14 protein-coding genes are annotated in these 21,019 nt (G+C 47.7%); 6 read left to right on the top strand and 8 right to left on the bottom strand.

Annotated features, from left to right (window positions below; all coding sequences use genetic code 11):
* Nucleotides 1–132: 132 nt before the first annotated feature.
* The 3 genes from BUB22_RS12270 to BUB22_RS12280 all read right to left on the bottom strand — a co-directional run bounded on the left by BUB22_RS12270 (nucleotide 133) and on the right by BUB22_RS12280 (nucleotide 5,021).
* On the bottom strand, nucleotides 133–2,019 hold the full coding sequence (locus BUB22_RS12270; RefSeq protein WP_083535525.1) for a T9SS type A sorting domain-containing protein: 1,887 nt from the start codon (nucleotides 2,017–2,019) through the stop codon (nucleotides 133–135).
* 257 nt (nucleotides 2,020–2,276) lie between these two features.
* Nucleotides 2,277–4,205, bottom strand: coding sequence for a glycosyl hydrolase (locus BUB22_RS12275; RefSeq protein WP_073115425.1), 1,929 nt, complete (start codon nucleotides 4,203–4,205; stop codon nucleotides 2,277–2,279).
* 141 nt (nucleotides 4,206–4,346) lie between these two features.
* Nucleotides 4,347–5,021 (bottom strand): hypothetical protein, encoded by a 675-nt coding sequence (locus BUB22_RS12280; RefSeq protein WP_254794746.1) that lies wholly within the window; start codon nucleotides 5,019–5,021, stop codon nucleotides 4,347–4,349.
* Between the two features lie 67 nt (nucleotides 5,022–5,088).
* On the opposite strand from BUB22_RS12280, the gene BUB22_RS12285 reads away from it, so the two are divergent.
* From BUB22_RS12285 to BUB22_RS12300, 4 genes are all read left to right on the top strand, one after another.
* Complete coding sequence (locus BUB22_RS12285) at nucleotides 5,089–5,730, top strand: hypothetical protein (protein WP_073115431.1); 642 nt, start codon at nucleotides 5,089–5,091, stop codon at nucleotides 5,728–5,730.
* An 80-nt stretch (nucleotides 5,731–5,810) separates the two neighbouring features.
* The gene (locus BUB22_RS12290) at nucleotides 5,811–6,281 is read left to right on the top strand and encodes a hypothetical protein (protein WP_073115433.1); all 471 of its coding nucleotides are present in this window, start codon (nucleotides 5,811–5,813) and stop codon (nucleotides 6,279–6,281) included.
* A 345-nt stretch (nucleotides 6,282–6,626) separates the two neighbouring features.
* On the top strand, nucleotides 6,627–7,340 hold the full coding sequence (locus tag BUB22_RS12295) for a hypothetical protein (RefSeq protein WP_073115435.1): 714 nt from the start codon (nucleotides 6,627–6,629) through the stop codon (nucleotides 7,338–7,340).
* A gap of 389 nt (nucleotides 7,341–7,729) precedes the next feature.
* A complete protein-coding gene (locus BUB22_RS12300) occupies nucleotides 7,730–11,593 on the top strand; it encodes a hypothetical protein (protein ID WP_139258988.1) in 3,864 nt (1,287 codons plus the stop codon).
* A 3-nt stretch (nucleotides 11,594–11,596) separates the two neighbouring features.
* Here BUB22_RS12300 and BUB22_RS12305 read toward each other — a convergent pair whose 3' ends face one another.
* The 4 genes from BUB22_RS12305 to BUB22_RS12320 are packed head-to-tail and all read right to left on the bottom strand — an operon-like array spanning nucleotide 11,597 to nucleotide 19,346.
* Complete coding sequence (locus BUB22_RS12305; RefSeq protein ID WP_073115441.1) at nucleotides 11,597–12,289, bottom strand: M48 family metallopeptidase; 693 nt, start codon at nucleotides 12,287–12,289, stop codon at nucleotides 11,597–11,599.
* Nucleotides 12,289–15,501 carry a type I restriction endonuclease subunit R gene (locus BUB22_RS12310; protein WP_073115445.1) on the bottom strand — a complete coding sequence of 1,071 codons (3,213 nt, stop codon included), beginning with the start codon at nucleotides 15,499–15,501 and terminating at the stop codon, nucleotides 12,289–12,291. Before BUB22_RS12310 ends, BUB22_RS12305 begins: the two co-directional genes overlap by 1 nt.
* An 8-nt stretch (nucleotides 15,502–15,509) precedes the next feature.
* Nucleotides 15,510–16,754, bottom strand: coding sequence for a restriction endonuclease subunit S (locus BUB22_RS12315; RefSeq protein WP_073115447.1), 1,245 nt, complete (start codon nucleotides 16,752–16,754; stop codon nucleotides 15,510–15,512).
* 12 nt (nucleotides 16,755–16,766) lie between these two features.
* Nucleotides 16,767–19,346 (bottom strand): type I restriction-modification system subunit M, encoded by a 2,580-nt coding sequence (locus tag BUB22_RS12320; RefSeq protein WP_073115450.1) that lies wholly within the window; start codon nucleotides 19,344–19,346, stop codon nucleotides 16,767–16,769.
* A 142-nt stretch (nucleotides 19,347–19,488) separates the two neighbouring features.
* Here BUB22_RS12320 and BUB22_RS12325 point away from each other — a divergent pair, with 142 nt between their 5' ends.
* Complete coding sequence (locus BUB22_RS12325) at nucleotides 19,489–20,157, top strand: hypothetical protein (RefSeq protein ID WP_073115453.1); 669 nt, start codon at nucleotides 19,489–19,491, stop codon at nucleotides 20,155–20,157.
* Between the two features lie 51 nt (nucleotides 20,158–20,208).
* Here the strand turns inward: BUB22_RS12325 and BUB22_RS16780 are convergent, their stop codons facing one another.
* Entirely contained in the window at nucleotides 20,209–20,364 is a 156-nt protein-coding gene (locus BUB22_RS16780) for a hypothetical protein (RefSeq protein ID WP_175547293.1), read from the bottom strand.
* Nucleotides 20,365–20,576: 212 nt separating this feature from the next.
* Between BUB22_RS16780 and BUB22_RS12330 the strand changes: the two genes are divergently transcribed.
* Nucleotides 20,577–21,019, top strand: a 443-nt coding sequence (locus BUB22_RS12330) for a PD-(D/E)XK nuclease family transposase (RefSeq protein WP_175547294.1), incomplete at its 3' end; no start/stop codon positions are given.

Raw genomic sequence — 21,019 nt, forward strand, 5'->3', positions numbered from 1 at the left:
ATGCTTTAAATATACCCTAAAAAAGACCCGATTGAACTTTTACAAGAAAAAAGAAAGAAAACCTGTTGAGTTGCGCACAATCTCAAAAACCCCCGCAGGCGTTAACCTGCAGGGGCGAGGAGTCAGAAACCGTTATCTTACAAGCGCGGGTTGCGTCGCGGTAATGCCCGCGCCCTTCACGCGCACGATATACATTCCCTTGGGCATGTTCTCGAGGCTGAACGCGTAGTTGCCCTGCGCGAGCGTGCCGTGGAAGAGGGTTGCGATGCGCCTGCCGTTCATGCCGTAAACGTCCACACTCACGTCGCCTGCCTTCGCGGTGACAAGCGAAATCGTATTGCCGGCGATACCGAGGGTTACGCCTGCCTTGACTGCGGCCGCGCGGGGCTCAATCCCGACGGAGCTTTCGCCGAACACAATCTTGATTTCGGGAATCATCTCTTCGGTATTCTCGAAACCGCGGCTGAAGGCATCGTACTTGTCTTCGTTGAAGTCCCAGAGAACCTGGTCGCCCGCCTTGAAGTTATCGTACAGGAGCGTTCCGGTGTAGCCCGGCGCGTAGTTTGCGATTACGACGCTCAGAGTCTGGTTCCGGTCGGCAAAGCTGGATATATCGAAGGAACAGACGGTCGATTCGCCCGCGGGCACAACGCAAGCACCAGCATCGTCGTTCACCGGAGTCCAGGTCCAAGCATCCGTCAGCTTGAAAATCAGGTGCAGCTGGGCATCGCTTGCGCCCTTGTTCGTTACCTCGAACGTGAACGTGCTGGCCTTGCTCAGGTCCCATGTCTTCTGGTATTCAATCTGCGCGTTATCGCCACCGTAGGTCACCGACATCTTGCCGTCGCCGCCTTCCTGGCTGATTGCTACATCCTTTATCTTGATGCTCGCCTCTTCCGTTGCGGCGAGTGCCTTCATGGCGTCAAGCGCGGGGTCAATCGTGTAGGTGTAGCCGCCGAAGTTCGATTCGGTCTTGTCGCCGATGTACTGCCAGGCGAGTGCGCCTGCGTAACCGCCGTCAAACGCCTTGCGGTAGCATTCCTCGGTCGAAATCTGGGTCTTTGCCGCCATGCTTGCGGTATAGGTATCGCCCTTCCAGCCGCTTGCGGGGAATTCGCCGATAATCATCGGCTTGCTATCGTAACCGTACTTGCTCGCCATCTGGGCTGCCGTATTCACGAACGGGCTCACCGCATCGTTCTGGTAATACGGGTAGTAGTGCGTCTGGAAAAAGTCGAGCGTACCGTTCGCCTTGCCGCCCGCCGCCACGAGGGCCGCGTCGTTCCAGTGCTTCTGATACTGAATGTTCACGCTACCCGTAGAAACGAGCAGTTCCGGGTTCTCGGTGTGGATGGCTGCCGCTACCTTGTTCGTAAATGCCTGAATCTTGGAAAGCGCCATCTTCTTGGAGGTCCAGCCGCTGCATTCGCTCGTCATGCCCTCGGGTTCGTTGAAGACTTCCCAGGTCATGAGCGCCTTGTGGTTGCCAATCGCCTTCACCACCGGGATGAGCGCGTTGTCAATAAACGCCTGCGTGCCCTCGTCCTCGAACAGGTTCGTGTTCGCGGTGATGTCGAGCTTTTCGTCGTAAAGTCCCCACTGGTTGGGTTCCATCAGGTTGTGGCTGAAGAGGCACATCGAGACCATCACGCCGTATTCCTCGGCGATGTCCAGGGCCTTCTTCATGTTGTTGATGGTGTTTTCCTTGAGGCCCGAAACCAGGTGCGTCGTCTGGTCGATTTCGGGGCTCTGGCTCATGTTGTTGAAAAGCCACCAGCGGATAGCGTTACCGCCCGCGGCGCGCGTGCCTTCCACTGCCTTGCGCCAGGCGTTCTCGTTCAGCGGGGATGCCCCCACGTCGGAATTGTAATCGCTCCAGGCGAGGTTCGTGCCCGAAAAGAAGATTTTCTTGCCGTTATAGAGCAGGTCGGTGCCGCTCACCGTGAGGCCCGGGGCCGCAAAGGCTGTTCCACCGAGCAAAAAGGCCCCGCAAAGAGCCGCAAAACTCAATTTTTTCATATAACTCCTCGAAACGCCCCTTCGGAGGCGTTTACCCGAAAACTATAAATCGCAGGCGCAAAAAGGACATTTTTCGCCCCGGGGTGTTGACAAAAATCGCCGGATTTGTCCACACCGGGCACGCGAGAAACGCCAAACCCGCGATTTTCAAACACAAAAAAGCCCCGCAGGCGTTAACCTGCAGGGGCGAGGATTGTAAGCCGGAGCGACTTTGTGCTAGAATCTAGCGCGAGCGGTCGCTATCGGAGGAGTAAAAATTATTTCACGAGCACCGGCTTGGTGGCGGCGATACCTGCGCCCTTCACGCGCACGATGTAGCTGCCCTTGGGCATGTTCTCGAGGCTGAACGCGTAGCTGCCCGCAGCGAGGTTGCCCTTGTAGAGTGTCGCGACGCGCTTGCCGTTCAGGCCGAACACGTCGACCGATACCATACCCGCCTTCGCGGTAGAAAGCGAAATCGTGTTGCCCTGGATGCCGAACTTGGCGGCAGAGGCGGCCACGGTCTTGACAGCGTCGGTTCCCGGCGGGATAACCGTCGCCGTGAGGTTGCTGCCCTCTTCCACCTTGATGGTCTGCTTCTTGTCGAAATTGTTGATGAGGATGGAACCGTCAACCGTCACGTCGTCGTAGTACACGGTACCGTTGAAGCCAGCCGCGAACACTTCGAGGTAGACCTTCGAGATGTTGCCCATGAATGCCGTGTAGTCGGCACCTTCCAGCACAACCTGGTCCTTCGCGGTTGTAGTAAGGTCAATCTCGCAAAGGGTGGAATCCCCCGCGTTCACCCAGCAGCCATCGGGCTGTGCCCAAGCCCAGTCCGGAGCGCCCGTGAGGAATGCGACCGTGAACCAGATGCCCGACATGGAATTGGTGTTGTAGACCTTCATCGTGAGAGTCTTCGCGGTGGAGAGGTCCGGAATGTTCTTGTCGAGAATTACGATGTTGCCCTTGGCGGTGTCACTGCCGGCGGCAAGCTTGACCTGCAGCCAGCCGTTGGTGGCCATGTCGCCCGGGAGAACTTCCTCGATAACGCGTACCGTGTCAAGATCGCCGAGCTTGTAGCCCGCCTCGCATGCGGCGACTGGCGTCGTAGAAACGGTGTACTTGTCCCAGCCCGGCATGCTTTCAAGGTCGATGGTGCAGGGGCTTTCCATGTTCGCCTTCCATACCGCCTCTACGGTCTGGTCGAGGAACTTGCCGTCCCAGGTCTGGTACCAGGGCATCCACCATGACCACACGGTGTTGCCAGCCTTCATGGCGGACATGTCGGGGATGGAGCCGTTTTCGGACACGGCGAGAATCTTGTCGGTGCCGTAGTTCGTGGTGAGTTCTGCATAGGCCTTGGTGTACTTGGTGGTGTAGTCCCACGCTTCGTAGATGTCGAGGCTAATCACGTCGTACTTCGTTGCACCCGGGTTCCAGTCCTTGTCGCTCGTGTATTCGGGGTTCCACACCCACACGAGGTTTTTAACGCCCTTCACGCCGACCATCTCGTCGTAGACCAGGTTGTAGAGCGCCTGGAAAGCGGCACCGCCCTTGGTGCCCCACCAGAACCACTTGCCGCTCGCTTCGTGCAGCGGGCGGAAGATTGCGGCCACGCCGGCCTCCTGCAAGCCAAGGAACATGTCGGCGATTTCGTCGATGTCGCTCACGAGCTGCTTGTAGGTTTCGCTTTCCTTGTTCCAGGTGCAGTTCGCCGTGCAGGCGGGGTCTGCAAAGCCCTTGGTAAAGTCGAATTCGGTGTATTCCTTGTCGTTGCCAGACTTGGTGTAGAACGCGTCAATCTGGTCGCTCGGATCCTTCCAGTGCCAGGTGAAAGCTGGAATGCCGCCCTGGCTCCACAGGTCCTTGGCCGCATCGAGGGCCATCTGCGTGTAGCTCTGGTACCAGGAATCGCTGGCCTTCACGCCGGTCGCGAACAGGAAGTCGAACCCCACGAGGGCCGGGAGCTTGCCCGTATGTTCCTGGAACGAAATCACGTCGGGGAGTTCCTTGACGGTAGCGGAACTCACGTCGCCCGTCATCACGCCCGAGACGGTCTTGACGCCGTAGTTCATGGCGAGGAAGTTGTAGAGCTTCTGCGCGCCCTCGGTTGCCCCTTCGGTAACGGGAGTAGCGCTGACAGCCGCGCTAGCGGATACCGCGGCGGCGAGACCAAACATCCATGCAAATTTTGTGATTTTCATACACATCCTTTTTTTGTTTCCCTTGAATATATATTAATAGGGGGTGTACCGGCACCCTTTTTTGGGGTCACGGCAAAAAGATGTTGGGTAAATCACAACAACAAAAATGGCGAAATTTGCACAAAAACGGCAATTTGCTAGCTAAAAATAGCCCAGACCGAAAAACAGCAGGAACAAGGGGAGAATAAAAATCCACACCCCCTGGAAGTAGCCCTCCAGGTCGGAATCGCTCATGGTGGAATGGTCGATAAGCGAAATCACCAGGTACCAGAGCCCGATATACTCCAGCACGGAATGGCCACCGCTAAAGATATACCGGAGCAGGAAGTAGCCCAGCGTAAAGCCCACCACCGTAGGCGCCACCCCTATGAGGGCATGCTGTACCGCACGTATGAACCAGGGACCACGGGCATAGTAACTGATATGCCCCAGTTGGCCGTGACCGCTTTCGAACATGCATATTTCGTTAACCTCGGCACCCGTAATCACGCCGAAGCACAGGTGCGCCATCTCGTGTACGAAAGTTCCCGGGAACGTCACGAAGTTCACGAAAAAGTAGGCAAAATCGCGGTTTACCTGCCCGATAAGTTCCACCTGCGCTCGTTCCAGGCCGTAAAGGAGCAACCCCGCAATCACGGGCGCGACAATCACCACCACGGTCAATATGGCGCTGATGCCCGCCAGGGCACCCACACCGTGCCCCCAGCCAAACCATGCTATGACCTGCGACATCGTGGGGAGAGTGAGCATCGGAGCCTCCTGGAAGAAGTTACACCATCTTATCGCACCGGAAGGGCGGACTGTCAAACCGACCACGGCAAAAAATAGCCATTTTCTTTACAAAAGCCTCCCCTGCGGCGATAACGAACTACAAGGAGGCCACATGTTCAACTTTCTCAAGAAAAAGCCCACAACCTGGATAGACCAGCCCGTCATCGACTACCTGATGAGCGTAAGCCCGGCGTATGCCATATATTACACGGTCAACATGGGCGGGAAAAACCTGCAGCTCCAGTTCCGCAACAACGAAGGCAAATTCCTCGCCGACATTCACGAAAGTAGGGTGCAGTCCATCTCCATCGCGTACCAGCACTTTTTCAACGAACACTCGCTCGGCGTGTACGGGCGGCTCACCGTCGCAGACCTGCCGCGCATCAAGGAATATGTAGAGAAGAGCACCGCCATATTCAAGACGAAGAGCACGCTGAACATACGGAGCCTAGAGCACCTGCAGGCAGAACTCAAGAAGCAGATCGAGGGTACGCTCGGGGTAAAGCACAGGCCGTTGTTCCCCGACAGCGAAGAGTCCGAACCGGACCGCAACATCAACCTGCACATAAACTCCATCGGCCCCGAGGCGCGCGAACGCCTGCTCCGCTTTTTGAGCAGGCTCGACAACAACTGCGTAGACGTGATGCTCCTCATGCACATCAACAGTGCCACCGAGGAGGAGATATGCTCCACCCAGACCGAGCTCGACATGCTCGATATGGAAGAGGAGGATATGGAGGAGGAAAAGTGGTAAGGTAAAAATTTGCCGATTCCACTTTACATTCGCCAGCCTCCTTACGATATATATAGTGAACGCTTTTTAAGGAGGCCCTTATGGGACACGCAGTCATCAAGGACACGAAATACCAGATCGTTAACGCCCGGGTGGACCAGGCCAGCGGGGGCCCGGATATCGCCATCCTGGTGGCCGAAGTAGAACTGAAACCCGCGAAGGGCGCGCCGTTCTTCTATACCCTCGTCGAATGCGAGGGCGCGCCGATGGTCTACAAGACGGAACAATCCGTTTTTGACTGGTGGATGGAACCCGACGCATACGAGAGCGAACTCGACGACCTGCAGGACGCAGGCTCGGTGTACGAGGGCGAGAACTACGACGAACTGTTCGAGGACCACAAGGGCATCGAGTGCTACGAGGGACTCCGCTACCTCATCTACGTGATGCGTACCGGCTGGGACGAGGCAGAGGCCTACATCCAGGCAACCAAGGGCAAAAACCTCGATGAAATCGAGATTCCCAAGTCCGACGCGGAAGAGGACTGGGAAAACGGCGAAGACGAAGACTAGCTCAGCATTCCATTTTGAGCTAAAAACGCCAACACGTAAACAAAAGTTTACAAAACATCAAGAAAAATTTGACAAACTGTCAGCTTTTGACATCCGGTTTAAACTATATTTAGAAGTATGAAAATGAACGAGATTTTTACCATACGGTTTTTCGGAGCCTCACCGGCACCACCGCCTTAGCTGACTGCATCACCTAGCAGCCACATATATATTATTGACAGTAACATAGATCTATTGTAGATCGCCAGACATATATTGAGCCTTTTGACTAGAGTCAGGGGGCTCTTTTTTTTGCAAAAAAAATCCACCCCGCCCCGACAGGGGCACACACCCAAGGAGTAGCTTATGAAGCTCAACATCCAGGCAACCACCACCGAAATCAACAACCTCATCGCAATTGTCCAGACGGCACCGATCGCGAAAGCCTACGAAAGGGCCATTCATGCCCTTTGGGCCATTTTCGGGGACTTCTTTACCGCACTCGTGGCAAAGAAATCCTACCTGCTCAACTCCGACTTCAGCCTCTGGGGTTGTAGCCCCGCAGAACGCCGGGAAAACCTGGCGGGCAACGCCTACATGCTTTTCTACAAGGCCGTCTCGGATTTCAAGCCGAGCCGAAAGGTCCCCTTTGCCGCCTACATCGCCAAAATCGGGGAATGGCGCATGCTCGACGAAAAGCGCAAAAACGCCAAGCACAGCAAGCGCGAGGAACTCGACCGTCGCGCAAGCAACAGCGATCCCGACGAGGAACAGTATTCCCGCATCGACAATCGCGACGTAAACCCCTTTACCGGGGAGCGCAACGAACTGGACTGCGATTTTGATAAAAAGGATCTGGTCGCCCGATTCAAAAAACGCCTTGCCACAAGCGACCCCAAGGCCCTCTCCAGGTTCGACATCATATACGAACTCTGCAGCGAAGGCAATTACTCCGACGCCGAAGCCGCTAGACGCATCGGCTGCGAACGCGCCAACATGAAAAACGTGAAGAAGAACCTCCGGCAAACCATGGCCGAATGCGGACTCGAAGAGGAATTCCGCCAGCTGATGGCGGCATAGCCTTTTTCCACTTTACATTCGCCGGCTTCCTTACGATATATATAATGAAGACTTAAAAGGAGGCCACCATGGCACAACCCAAAATCTACACCGCCAAGAATGGCACAGTATTCGTCCATTACATCGGCCAAAAGAAGGTTATTCAGGACAACAAGAACCGCACGTACGCAACGAAGGGGTGTAAGTAAGAAAGTTTCCGTTGTTGGTTGAAAAGGCCCGGTGACCTTCGGGTCATCGGGCTTTTTCAGCACATCCTTACGGATTAGCGGAAGAATCTGGCTGTAAGGAACCACAATCAAGCTGCTTTTATAAAAAAAAACAGAAAAACAAAAAAATTATGTATATTATGTAAGTCCCTTTTAAGCCCCCTATATTAATCGGAGTACTAAATGACATTTGAAAACAAGATGAACCGTCCTATTGACGATGGTGTAACGCAGTATTGCCAAAATGCCCTTGAAGAAGGGAAGAATGTATGGGGGCGGGAACTTCTCGAAAAGGCCAAAAACATTCCTGTTTATTTCGTGAATGGGTACGACGCTCAATCGCAAAAAGACTATGAGGGGCTTGAGCGCTTGTTGGAAGATGTCTTGGATAATGGCCTGGAAACACCTCGCCCGTTACAAGAAGTGCTTAATAGCAAAATCGGTCCTTTCAAAAAAAACGGAAGCGATTTGCTAAACAAAATAAGACAGATGCAAGCTACGAGGCGGGAGAATCCTGGTGAGTTTGATTATAGTGATTTTAATCCAATGGCGCGCTTCTTTTTGGAAGAGCTGTACAAGAATCATGAAGCAGAATTAGAGAATTTGCGCGAAGCAGTTATGCGCTACGGGAAAGACCTTGCAGGCGAAAAGGGGTTCTGGTCCGAACTAAATAAAGGCATTCAGCAAGATCTAAATGATGCGTATAAGAAAATAAATCAAGAAGAAAGACAAAAAAAGGGATTTTGGGAAGACGACACCCCGCAAACCGAATTAACACAAGCCAGGTACTATATTGGCGGGAAGTCAAGGTTAGCATACATATGCTCTTTCTTTGAAAATCCTGCTATTAGGATCATTGAAAAAAAAGATAATGTTCATCAGTATATGCGCCATTTAATCAGAATGGCCATCTGCCCTATCAACTACAACCCGCTGCGCTCAAGATATGCTGAAGTTTTAGAGAACGCCAATCATGTAGAAACCCTTATAAACGCCTCCGAAAAAAATTCTCTTGACATTCATCCCAAAATGCGCGCCACCCTAACGGGAAGAATTAGCAATTTCTTTAAATACTTGCCCCATATTCGAAATCTTTACCAAAGTACAAATCCGGAACAGCGGAATCATTTTATAGCCGATAATGCATGCAATTTTTTTAATCTAGAAAACCAAAACCACTACTACATCGACTGGCTCCGACAAGACTTACTGGGAGTGCAAAGGTATATCCCGCAAATTCGGCGCCAACCAGCACAACAAAACGCCCAGCAGCTTTATGAGGACTATAATTTCGTAGTTTCGTTCAACACCATCAATCAATCCATTAATATAACCACACCATCAGACCTCAACCTTGACGAACTTTTCGGGAAGGAATTAGGCCTTGAACCTTGGGAAGAATATCAAATTACAAATGCAGGTGGAGAGAACCTTTTAACGATACAGAATTCGCAAGTTGTAAAGGGATCCAACAAAGATCTCTACAATGCCCAAGTACTTAAATTATTAAGCGAAGAAAAAATCAATATCAGCGGAGGGGACTTAAATACAAGCACTATCAAAAACCCCTGGTATACAACAAGTAACCCATATTTCATTTTTGACAAAAAGGGAAAACTTCAAAAGCATTCCGTCAAATTAAGCGAGCCATTCTTCTTGGTTTTGCCTCATGATGAGCAAATCATTTCTATTGAACAAGCAGAAGGAAATCACGTTGAGCCACTGAAAGACGCCTCCTATCAAGAAAAAGACGGCCTTTCTCTATATGAGATAAATGTAGGAACAGCAGATTCCATAACCATTACAACCACAAATGGTCATCTTTCAAGAAGCATTTATCTATCCGTTTATGACCCTAAATACCTTCGCCACTACGAAAGCGAAGAGGCCAGCCAGGCCACAATATTCATGGTCCAACGTAGGACTCATAAAATTGGCATAGGAACAATTGCATTTTCGCTTCCGGATGACATCGTCAATCCCACAGGCTGGGTAAACGACTTTAACGCACGTCATCAAGGCGACGGCATAAGAGCACACATTGATACGGATATCAATCGCGCACCAAGGTTAATCATCGCCAATGAGGCGCAAGGCGTCATAGAAATCCCGGAAAGCAGCTTTGGCGAAGCGAGAAACATTCCCAAAATATCATTATTGCCTCAAGGAACTGTTTTCTGGATAGCGAGACGCGAAGGGGACGCGAACTTCTCCGCATTTTTAAAATGTCCTAACGACATTCGCAATCTTGATCGGCAACGTTGGGCTCAAGAAGGGGCAATCTTCCGGTACAACATTAATGATAAAGAGTGGATTGATTCAGGCCGTCCAGTCTCCTTCATCCAAAATGGATTCACTATTTTAACGAGAACCCCCTATTGGAACGACGCGATAAATCACGAGATTCCATACGCTGAAGACTTCTTCTGGGGAAACAATCCTTTCGACGATTTAATACCCACCGGAGCCAAATGGGCGTTCCAATGGGAAGAGTGCAATCGAACATTCCGTGTCACCACATCGACAAATAATTCTATCTCCAAGTGTGCGGAAAGCCTTGAATTAGAAGGGAATTATCCCGACGTGTATTTCGGATGGACATTCGAAAATACAGAATTTCTGCTATCGCTATCAAAAAAAGAGGGCAAATACAAGCTACCTTCAAGAGCGCCCGAAATTTACGAAAAAACAGATGCCGAAAGAAGTACATGGTTGGAAAATTTAATCACAAGAGACATTCCAGCTCTAAAGAACTACGCCCGCAATTTGTCACAGAGATTCGGGATAGATTACAATGGCAACATATCCAATAGCTGGAATGACGAGACCGATGTTAAACATGCTATTGGAAAGAAGTTTTTCAATAACATCGCAAGCGGATGCCGCAGTGATTTAATTGATTATCAAGACGAGCAAAAATTTGAATGGATCGAAAATTGGCTTTCCGTCTCTGATTGGGACGGATTGCTCGCAATCCTCCTGAAAGAACTTAATACAAGAAACGACAGCTTATACAAAACCCTGTCAAAAGGAACTGATGAATACAGGAACACTTTCATAAAGAACTTCAGCTCACAAGAAGACGTCTATAGTTTTGTAAATAAGCGCCATATTTTAACCCCTTTAACAAATAAGGTAGAAGCGCAGATACGCCTGAGCAACTTCCAAGAATACAAATCAGAAATTTACCGCAAACTTTCTGAATCTAATCCAGAGCAACTTGTCAACAATTTCGACAACACATTCAAAACAATTGCCATAGAAATAAAAAAGGAACAGTACAAAAAAATATGGCAAAGCATATGCGTCACTGGGCAGAGCGACAACCTAGTCGATTTCGTTTATTTCCCAGAAGAATTAGCAACTGCGAGCAGTACAATTTTAGAACAATTTGCAAAAAAACTACTCGTTTGGATCAATCCCATATTTAATACCGTTCAGAACACCGAGTATTTAGACGTCTACATTCCTCAAAATTTCAATAGAATTTCAAACAAGCTCTCGGAAGATGACATCTCGTTACTTGCAAATCGCTATGCAACCGGCATCCAGAAATGCATAAAAGAACTCTCAGATTCAGGAATTGAATTTGACCACACTCTAGTTTCATCCTTCTTTAATATAACTGAAGGTTCTTTCAGCATCACCACTCAAAACAACCATAACTTCGATTACTCCGGAACAATTAAAGGCAAGACACAAAAATACATTCAAGAACAAAAAAATGCTCCGATTCTCGCAAACCTGCGGCAACAAGTTCAGCAGGCGCTTGAAAACAAACCAGGTTATTTTGAGCAAATAACAGAAGAAATGTTCGAGAATTATGTTAATAACGGAGGCGATTGCAACGACATCTTCGCCTTCTTAGAATTCGTAAATAAAACAACTCCAACAATTTTCCAAAATGAAAATAGAAACTGGAAAAACAACTGTCGCGGATTCGGCGTTCCAAAAGATCAAACGCCACCAGCGCCCGGAATGTGCTTGGTGATGACAAATCCTAAAGAAATTATCAAATTTATGGGAGAATTCTTAAAAAAAAGCTAATTTCTACCCATTCCATTCTGACGCAATGAATTCGCCAATTTGTTGGCGAATATCGCGCCAGCATGGTAAGCGTTGAGTCATCAGGGTTTCAAAGAGCTTGTTATGGTTCGGCACTGTAAGATGCGTGAGTTCGTGAACGACAACGTACTCAATGCATTCTTTGGGCACACGGGCGAGTTCAAGGTTGAACAGCAAAGTTCTAGATTTCCTTGTACAACTACCCCATTGTGTTTTCATGCTCTTAATTTGCCAATTATAATCAGTTATAGACAATTGCGAGGTCCACTTTTCAAGCAAGCTTTCAATCACCTGTTTCAGCTGCGTTCTATAGAAATCCTGCATGAATGCACGGCGATTAGACACCTTATTCAACCGCATGAACATCTTGGTTCCACGAATTTCAATTTCGCTCTGTCCAGTCGTTATTTCTTCGACTTTTAAATAATACCTAGTGCCAAACAGATAATGGCTTTCGCCACTAATATATTGACGTTCTGTCTGCCGTGGTGTGTTCGCAATATCTTCACGCTGACGATTAATCCAGTCCCATTTACTAATAATGTAACTCCGGACATCATTTTCAGTAAGATATTTAGGAGCAGATACATGAACACGACCATCGGGCGGATAAACCGCCAGATGCGTGTTCTTGATAGGCTTGAATTCTACCTGTATGTCGAGTCCATCAATAATCATTAAAACAAATTGGTTTGAGCGATTACAATGTCAAGTATAGCTTTTGTATCGTAATCTGTAGAACCTAGAGCCGTTCGAATCGCACGCTCAACAATTTTCTTTCGCGTGGGATCAGTACGGAATCCAGGCATCGCACTTTGCGCAACAGAATCATAAACATTTAATGCCAATTCAACATCTTCACCCAAATTATCGTATAGAGCCTTCTTCAAGTCATTATCTACACGAGGATCCGGCATTTCCTGTTGTTTGAGCTGATCGGCAAGAACCTTAATCTGTTTGAGCAGTTCCTGATATTCAATTTTTTTCTGTTGATATTCTTCAAGTAACCGATCTATCTTTTCTGAGAACTTGCGATATTCTTCAGGATTGGTTTCCCGTTTGCGATTAATCACTCGCCGAACATTTTGATACAGTGTTTCGGCCACACCTCGTTTTCCGCCAAGTTCTTCTTCTGCGATTTCATCAACACCTGTTTGCGAATCATCGTCAGGCTTTACTTCAATAATATCTAAAAACGAGAAATCATCTAGTTTTTGCAGAACTACGGCACGGGGAGAAACAATATAGTCATCAAGTAACGCCCGCATATCGGCATCAAATGAATGTAAATCAACGAAGTCTCCACTACGGCGCATGATTGCCGTCCGCAAATCGTCATAAAGTTTGACTTCCTTACAGATGCTATCTGATTCTTCTTTAGTATAGCCCACTTTGTCCATTTCCAACGCGATTGCCGTATAGGAGCGAACAAGAGCACCGCAAGCATCGTAAAAATCTTCGCGTTTTTGCTGATTTTTGACAATTTCTTCTTGTTGTTCTTCCGCATCAACAATTATTGCAGGATTGTAACAGAAGTAATTGAAGAAATCGTCAATACCACGAGGCAGTTCTACAGGTTCTGCGAGGCGACGGACTTTTGTCAAGGCTGCATCTAAATCCTTTTTTGCTTCCTTAAAGCGATTTTTCAAAAGTCCGGCAACATCTTCCTTATCAAATTCTTTAAACTCCCCATTTGTATAATCTTCTATAGCATTGCTTATATCTTCGAATAAATTCCTATAATCAACAATATAACCATATTGCTTCTTTTCCCCGTTAGTTCGATTAACACGGCATATAGCCTGAAAGAGCGTATGGTTATGCATTTCGCTGTCGATATACATATATGTAGCGGACGGAGCATCAAAACCCGTGATCAGTTTATCAACTACAATAAGGATTTTCATGGAACCCGGGTGTTTGATAAACTCATTCTTGGCATATTCCTCAAACTGTTCTGCAGTCTTATCGCCAACCATTTTGACAAACTGCTCATGTTTGTATTCAGCTTGCGTTTTGGCACTGTCAGAAAAACCTTCCGCAAGCGAAGGTTCTTGCCCATTATATGACGTAACAACAGCAGTCTTTCCCGAAAATTCACCATCACGTTCAAATTCTGCCCAATAACGGAACGCCTGATAGACATCTTCGGCAACTAACATGGCGTTACCCCATCCTTCACGCAAACAGGGAATGATGGCAAAGTCTCTCTTTATTTGCGCAACAACGCGGCTTATCGGTTCGCGCGCAGAATAGATACTTTGCATTACCGCCCATCTTTTTTGCAGACGAGTCTTTGCCGCAGGAGTAAGTCTCTCTGTTTTTATTTCAAAAAGTTCATCCAGGCTATCTTTATCCGAAAGAACTCGTTCTACAGAGCGGGCTTCATATCGCAAATCAAGCACAACTTTATCACGAACAGCTTCGTCATATTTGTAGGTAGAAATCCAAGGACCGAAAGCTTCACGAGAAGTGAGTTTATCCTTATCAACCTTGAGCAAAGGCGTTCCCGTAAAACCGATAAGCATCACATCATCGCCCATAATTTTCCGCATAGCCTTGTTCAGCACGCCCCCCTGAGTGCGGTGACATTCGTCAACAAATACAAAGAGCCTTCCTTTCGCCTTGAATCCTTGCGGCAGGTGTTCAGCAACTTGTTCCAGATACTTTTCGGCAGAAATCTTGCCTTTCAATGTTGGCGACGCATCTCCTTGTTGAACAGGTCCCCTCACGCCAAACTTGTGCACTAACGTGGTAATAAGCTCAGGTTCAGGCTGTTCCCCTTGGCGGTCATTGGTTCCGTTGAGCATTTTAATCAGATGATTGCCTGATGTCGCCCGAACGGGATGCTTATCAGCATCAATAAAGCCGTTGGTAATTTGCGAATCAAGTTCATCACGGTCAGTGATAATTGCCACACGAGACTTTGGAATTGTTTCCAAAATCCATTGGGCCAGCCAAACCATTGTAAGTGATTTTCCGCTGCCTTGCGTATGCCAAATTATTCCACTTTCATTATCAAGGCATCGTTTCCTTGCCGCCTGTAACGCAAAATATTGATTAGGCCTAGCAACCTTTTTTATGCCTCCGTCAAAAACAACACAATTGTGGATAAAATCAATCAACCTACCTGGACGAAGCATCTGCAACAAGGAGCGATGTAATTCATTCGGATAATCTCTTGCCGGGAAATACTGCTCAAACTGAGCCGGTTCCTTAGTGGGCTCAGGATAATGTGTTCCACAAGGTTCTTTCCATCGAAGATAAAATTTTTCCTTGGTAAGAACAGTGCCATAGTAGACGCCCTCACTTTCAGAACCCGCTAAGAGCAATTGAGTCGTTGAAAAGAATTGCGTTATTTGACCGTCTTGCTGATTTCGAATATTTTGACGAATTCCCTCACGAACACTAACTGTCGCTTTTTTGAGTTCAATAACACAGACGGCAATACCATTGATGTAAACAACTATATCTGGGCGGCGGTGCTGTTCGCCATTTGCTGAACGGCAAACAGTCACTTCTTCTGCAATGTGGAAGAAGTTGTTTTCGGGATTTCCCCAATTGATTAAACTGATTTGTTTACTCGGCCGACCCGCCCCCTGGCTGACCGATGTTGGATAACGCAACAATTTGTATATTTCTTTATTCGTGTTATAAAGAGAATCTTCGTTGTGACACGCGGCAACAAGGTCCTTCAGTTTTTTTATAGCCTCGTCTGCTTGCCTTTCGGAACATTCCTGGCATTCCGTAAGGAATTTCTTGAGGATTTCTTCTATATAGGGCTTATTCTCTTGATCAGAGAGATTCCCTAAATATTCATAGCCGTCAAGATCTCTGAGGAGCGCGATGACCGTATTTTGCGTTTCGCGTTCGGTATTCACTTGTGGCATAGGACCTCCTAGTTAAGGCGGATTTTTCCGGTTAAAAGTTGTTGCATCATTCCTTGTTTTACAAGAACATACTTGTCGCGTTCCTCTTGCAAGGTTTGGATTTCATCATCCATCGTGGAAAGTATATTAGCAATAGCATGCTGCTCATCAATATCGGATGGATAAAAAATTTTCATTTTTCTGAATTTGGTCAAAGATATAACGTATCGTTTTCCACTGCCTTCGCACGTTACATTCGCCTGATTATAAAAATCAGCCGTTTTAAACATATATGCTTTAAAGTCTAAATCGATAGATTCAGAAAATCTCAGTCTATAAATATGATAACTGTAACAAACATTGGGCATACTTTCTTTTGCCACTGCAGATAAAGCAATATCGTACGGCATCTCAGAAGACGGCGTAAAAAACACGTCACCCTCTTGTACATCGCATTGTTGCAATTTTGTTTCATCCGCCGTGGTCCAAAAATCAAGATCCCTATCAAATATCACATCACGTTTAAACACGTCAAGATAATTTACCAATCTAACAGGCGTTTCATCCTCTACATTCTTTTTATCCACTCCTGCTCCGGTAAGACATCCTAGTTCTTCTATCGTCTTTTCCACCCATGGCCGACTAAAGCCCTGTAATCTGGTTTTACCGGTAAGGAGTTGTTGCATAGCCCCTTGCTTGATGAGTATTTTCTTTTCAATTTGTTCATCAAGAACCTCAATCAAGTCATCCATCTGACTCAAGGCATTCGCAATACTTTCCTGTTCCCCCTTTGTCGGCGGGACCTGAATTAAGGTATTTCCAAATTCCGTCTTGTTAATTATTGGTACAGCCTGAAGGCCAGCCATATTTTTTATTTCATCAGCCTTGCAATACAAGACATAGTATATATAGCCACATTCATAATTTTTATTTGGAAGAACCGCATTGATCTGTTGATTTGATGTGAGTTCAAATTGAGCCACCCCACACTTTCCTATTGTAGACCCAATACATGTATACAAAATACTACCGGCAGGATATTTTCTACACAAAGCAAATCCTTTTTTTGATAGCATCTTTCCCGTTTTTGTTATAAACTTTCGTTCTCCCAAATCAGCCGGACTAACAAATAAGTATTCACTCCCATAATAAGATTCATCTTCAGTAGAAGGGGTTAATCCCGTTTGAATTTCAAATTCATCGCTTAATTTTTTCACTTCCCAATCTTCCGGTATCAACCCGATGTCGGTCTGCTTGAATTTAGTTTCTTTCATAAAGCCACCGGATTAAAGTTCAATACCCATCGCAGCAAGCGATTCATTCACTTTTCCGCGCAAGTCATTCGCACGAGTTTCAATACTCGGCAATGTATGTGCATAACGGTCACGTAGTGCTATCAAATCAGCCGTCATCTTCCAATTGACATCTGACAAAAGCGATTCAGCACGATTCGTAATTATTTTCCGCCATTTGCAATCAACTACAAGACGACGGATTTCATCTACGGTGAGTTCATCATATTTGGCGCGGGCCTTTTCATACATTTTCGTCAAGAGAGCCTTAAGTTTATTCTTTTCTTCGCTCAGTTTATCTTGAATTGCAACATATTTGGTAAATAGGTCTACCGTTTCTTTCGCAAACGTGTCGTACTTAGGGATTATCTTCAGGCGTTTTGCCACAGACGTCTTGTTTACCTTATCTAACCGTGCGAATACTTCTTTGTTTTTATCAATAAACGCAGTTTGTTGAGCCTTGCCCTCTTTGCCCTTAATGGCAAGCAAAGGCAAAAATTCCGTCAATACATTCTCTTCGTTTTCAAGGGGCTCCGGCTGCGACACCATTTCAAGTTTCGCCTTGATACCAGCAACAGAATCATCCAATTCCTGCGGATTTTCTTCTTCCATCTCCGTTATCTGCGATGCTATCTCTTCTATAGCCGCTTCCTGACTTGCGATAGCGGCTTCTTCTTCACTAAAGAATTCCTTCACAAGAACATCTACGGGCAAAAGATCACACAGGATATCCCTATGAGTCGGGTTTTTCTTTTCTGTAGAAACTTCGACCTTCCAGCCACCACGCGATATTAGGTAGCAGTCATCCTGCATCGTCTCTGCCCAGTAGGAGCGCAGAATTTCATAGACCTCGTAAGGGTCAACAAGTTCCTGTTTTTCCGCCTGTTTCAAAAGAGCGTCACCCCACTGCTCAATCTTTTCCTTCGGATTAAATCCTAACGGCAGAGCCTTCATTTCGGGAATGACACCGTCTAAAAAGTCGTTAACACTTTTTCTGTATTGTGCAGAATGTCGCTTGTAATCATTGTTACTATCAATGATTACACGAATTTCAGATGCGTCATTCTTCAAGAACTGATAATAGCCGTTCTGTAATGAACCAAATAATTGATCTTTAAGAGTCGGGCAGACCTGCCAATAGTGCGAAAATACTTCTTCTACATCGTATGCAGGGATATCTCCATGCAGGTGTGCCGTAATGTCCTGTTGAATCTCCGTATCTACAGGAGCAATGTAGCGGGGCAAATTGAGGTTAAAGTTGTTCTTTGCATCCGATATTTCTTCGTATGGGACAAAGCGTGCAAAATGCGGGATGTCTTCGCGCGCATTCCAAGCATCTTCAATACGGCGAATATCCATCTCACGCAATCTATTCTTGTCACCGTCCTTCTCAAAACCTTCTTTGGCATCAATCATAAAGATGCCCTTGGATTTAACCGCATTCTGCTTGTCAATAATAATAACACAAGCAGGAATACCCGTACCATAAAAGAGGTTAGGAGGAAGACCGATAATACCGCTTATTAAGTGATGCCGTACAAGCCATTCGCGAATATCAGCCTCATCATTTCCCCTAAACAACACACCATGCGGCAAAATGCAAGCTGCGTGACCATCAGGCTTGAGCGATGCTACAATATGCAAAAGGAAGGCGTAGTCTCCACAACCATTAGGCGGCACCGGGGGAAGGCCGTCCGTTGTTCCCCATCGGCCGTATGTGTCTTCCGTCTTGGCTGTTTTCATCCAGTTTTTCATAGAAAACGGAGGATTCGCCACGACATAGTCAAACTGAGTAAGCGTGTTTTCTTTTTCTTTATGGAGCGGATTGTTCAATGTATCGCCATGTTCCAATCTCGCTGCTTCATCACCATGGATGATCATTGACATTTTCGCCATGCCGATAGTCGCAAGATCCTTTTCCTGACCATCAAGACTCACGTTGCCTCGAGGGGCTTCTGCCCGGGCTCTCAAAAGTAACGAACCTGAGCCGCAAGTGGGATCATAAACAGTAATGATAGATGTACGCGGATCCTTATGGATTCCAATTATGTTCGCCATCACACGGCTCACTTCTGCAGGGGTGTAGAATTGTCCCTTACTCTTGCCCGATTGCGAAGCAAATTTTCGCATCAGGTATTCGTAGGCATCGCCAATCAAATCATCGTCTGCAGCACGGTTATTCGAAAAATCAAGATTTTCGTTTTGGAACACCTTAAGCAACTGACTAACTGTACGAATTTTATCTTCGCCCTTGCCTAGTTTTTGCTCATCGCCAAAATCAACAGTATTGATGACTCCCTGCAGAGAAGGATTTTCTTCGGCAATTTTTTCTAACGACGTCGTCACCTTCTCACAGACTGTCGATAGATTGACATGCTCCACAACATCATAAAAACTGCAACCTTCGGGAACAACCGTTAGTGCATCCGGGTCTGATTTCGCCTTGTCAGAAATATACTTCAGAAACAATACTACCAGCACATAGTCTTTGTACTGCGAAGCATCCATACCGCCGCGGAGAGCATTACAAGCCTCCCAGAGGATATTGTAAAGTTGCGATTTCTTAATAGCCATGGTGTCAATCCTATTTTTTCACCAATATAAACAAAAAAAGAAAACGCTAAAAGGGGGGGGGGAGCAAAAAATCCCCCCCCCTTTACAAATTCCCCCTTTCCAGCGATAAATCAAGGTACACCTCATCTCCAAAGGAGTTTTCATGGTAAGTATCTTCGATGCCGACCTGGTCAAGGACCATTTCATCATCACCGACAACGGCAGGCGCGCCCTGATCGATACGGGCTGTCCGTTCATCATCAACGACGAGAACAAGCAATCCAAGCCCATGGGGGAACTTTACCTCAATGACGCTCGACGCAACGTGGACCCGACCATCGACGAGTTCCGCGGCCTGGAATACTTCGCCCAGCGCAAGGTACTATTCGACTACAGGAAGGCGGTAGTTGTCATCGCGGACCAGGGCGACGAGGTCGACCCGGTGCACCCCGTTGCGGAATTCCCGATTTCTGGCCTTCCCATCCGCATCGTGTTCAGCGTCGTCATTGACGGGGTGAGCCACAAGCTGATTTTCGATACGGGTGCCAGCATTGCGAACTACCTCACTGAATCCATCGCAAAGACCGGCACTTCCTGTGGCACAGTCGAGGATTTCCACCCTCAAAAGGGGAAGTACACCGTCAATCTGTTCTCGCTCCCGGTCGAAGTTGGCGGCGAGACGGTGGACATTCCCTTCGGAGTCCAACCCGCGGACATTGATCGCGATGTGCAGATGTCCGGCGCAGTCGGCGTCATCGGGGTCGGACTCTACAAGAACTTCCAGGTGCTGGTGGACCTCCCCAACAAACGGCTCGTGCTGGGGCGGTACTAATAAGGCAAAGCCACCCTATTGCCTTGCCGCACAAAAAATTGTATATTCATTTCAGTAGATTCCGACAATCCTCCTGACAGCGTATTCGATTCGGGGAGGCAGTTCAACTATCTGCTTGAGGTCGTTGCCCTTTGCGAGCTTGACAATCCGCAAATCGCGACAGTTGCCCTGCAGGGAACCGGCCCTGTGGCTATCAACGTAGAGCACCGTCTGCCGTAAAAGTGGACGTAAAAATCAGTCATTCAACTGGTTTGCGAGCGGCAACCGTCTGGTGCCGCAGGTGTTCTACGTCCCGGCATTTCCGTTTGCAAGCCAAAACCGCAACTTCAAACAGGAGATTCCCACCATGGTGGCCACGCGCACTAAGCACTAAAGTGCTAAGTGCTGTCCGCCCGCCTACGCGGGAATGACAACACTACATGAACCGCACGCAACATTACTCCCTGCTCAAGGCGATGGAAATCGACAAGAGCAACCTCCTCAAGTACCAGGAACTTTACAAGTACGCCTACATCCTCAGTGACGGCATTTTCAAGATTGTCTTCGCCGAGGAAAAGGACCACTCGCTTCTCATCTCGCTCGTGAACGCGATGCTTGGCCTGCAGGGCGACGACGCCATCAAGGAAATCACCCTCGAAATGCAGGAATTTCCGGGCGTTTTCAACAAGAAGGACTGCATTCTTGACATCATCGGCACCACGAACGCCGGCGAAAAGGTGCTGGTCGAAGTCCAGCAGCAGGGCGACGACTTCTTCCGCGACCGCGTGGAATACTACATCTCGCGCGTCATCGAGAACCAGGTGCACACCAGCGAGAAGTACGAACTGCCGCGCATCTACTTCCTCGGGCTCCTGGATTTCGA

Origin of the sequence: Fibrobacter sp. UWCM (assembly GCF_900129735.1) — a bacterium.
Classification (GTDB): domain Bacteria; phylum Fibrobacterota; class Fibrobacteria; order Fibrobacterales; family Fibrobacteraceae; genus Fibrobacter.

What these genes read in the sequence shown, in the direction of transcription:
- BUB22_RS12270 (WP_083535525.1), bottom strand. Translation starts at nt 2,019, where the DNA reads ATGAAAAAATTGAGTTTTGCGGCTCTTTGCGGGGCCTTTTTGCTCGGT.
- BUB22_RS12275 (WP_073115425.1), bottom strand. Translation starts at nt 4,205, where the DNA reads ATGAAAATCACAAAATTTGCATGGATGTTTGGTCTCGCCGCCGCGGTA.
- BUB22_RS12285 (WP_073115431.1), top strand. Translation starts at nt 5,089, where the DNA reads ATGTTCAACTTTCTCAAGAAAAAGCCCACAACCTGGATAGACCAGCCC.
- BUB22_RS12290 (WP_073115433.1), top strand. Translation starts at nt 5,811, where the DNA reads ATGGGACACGCAGTCATCAAGGACACGAAATACCAGATCGTTAACGCC.
- BUB22_RS12295 (WP_073115435.1), top strand. Translation starts at nt 6,627, where the DNA reads ATGAAGCTCAACATCCAGGCAACCACCACCGAAATCAACAACCTCATC.
- BUB22_RS12300 (WP_139258988.1), top strand. Translation starts at nt 7,730, where the DNA reads ATGACATTTGAAAACAAGATGAACCGTCCTATTGACGATGGTGTAACG.
- BUB22_RS12305 (WP_073115441.1), bottom strand. Translation starts at nt 12,289, where the DNA reads ATGATTATTGATGGACTCGACATACAGGTAGAATTCAAGCCTATCAAG.
- BUB22_RS12310 (WP_073115445.1), bottom strand. Translation starts at nt 15,501, where the DNA reads ATGCCACAAGTGAATACCGAACGCGAAACGCAAAATACGGTCATCGCG.
- BUB22_RS12315 (WP_073115447.1), bottom strand. Translation starts at nt 16,754, where the DNA reads ATGAAAGAAACTAAATTCAAGCAGACCGACATCGGGTTGATACCGGAA.
- BUB22_RS12320 (WP_073115450.1), bottom strand. Translation starts at nt 19,346, where the DNA reads ATGGCTATTAAGAAATCGCAACTTTACAATATCCTCTGGGAGGCTTGT.
- BUB22_RS12325 (WP_073115453.1), top strand. Translation starts at nt 19,489, where the DNA reads ATGGTAAGTATCTTCGATGCCGACCTGGTCAAGGACCATTTCATCATC.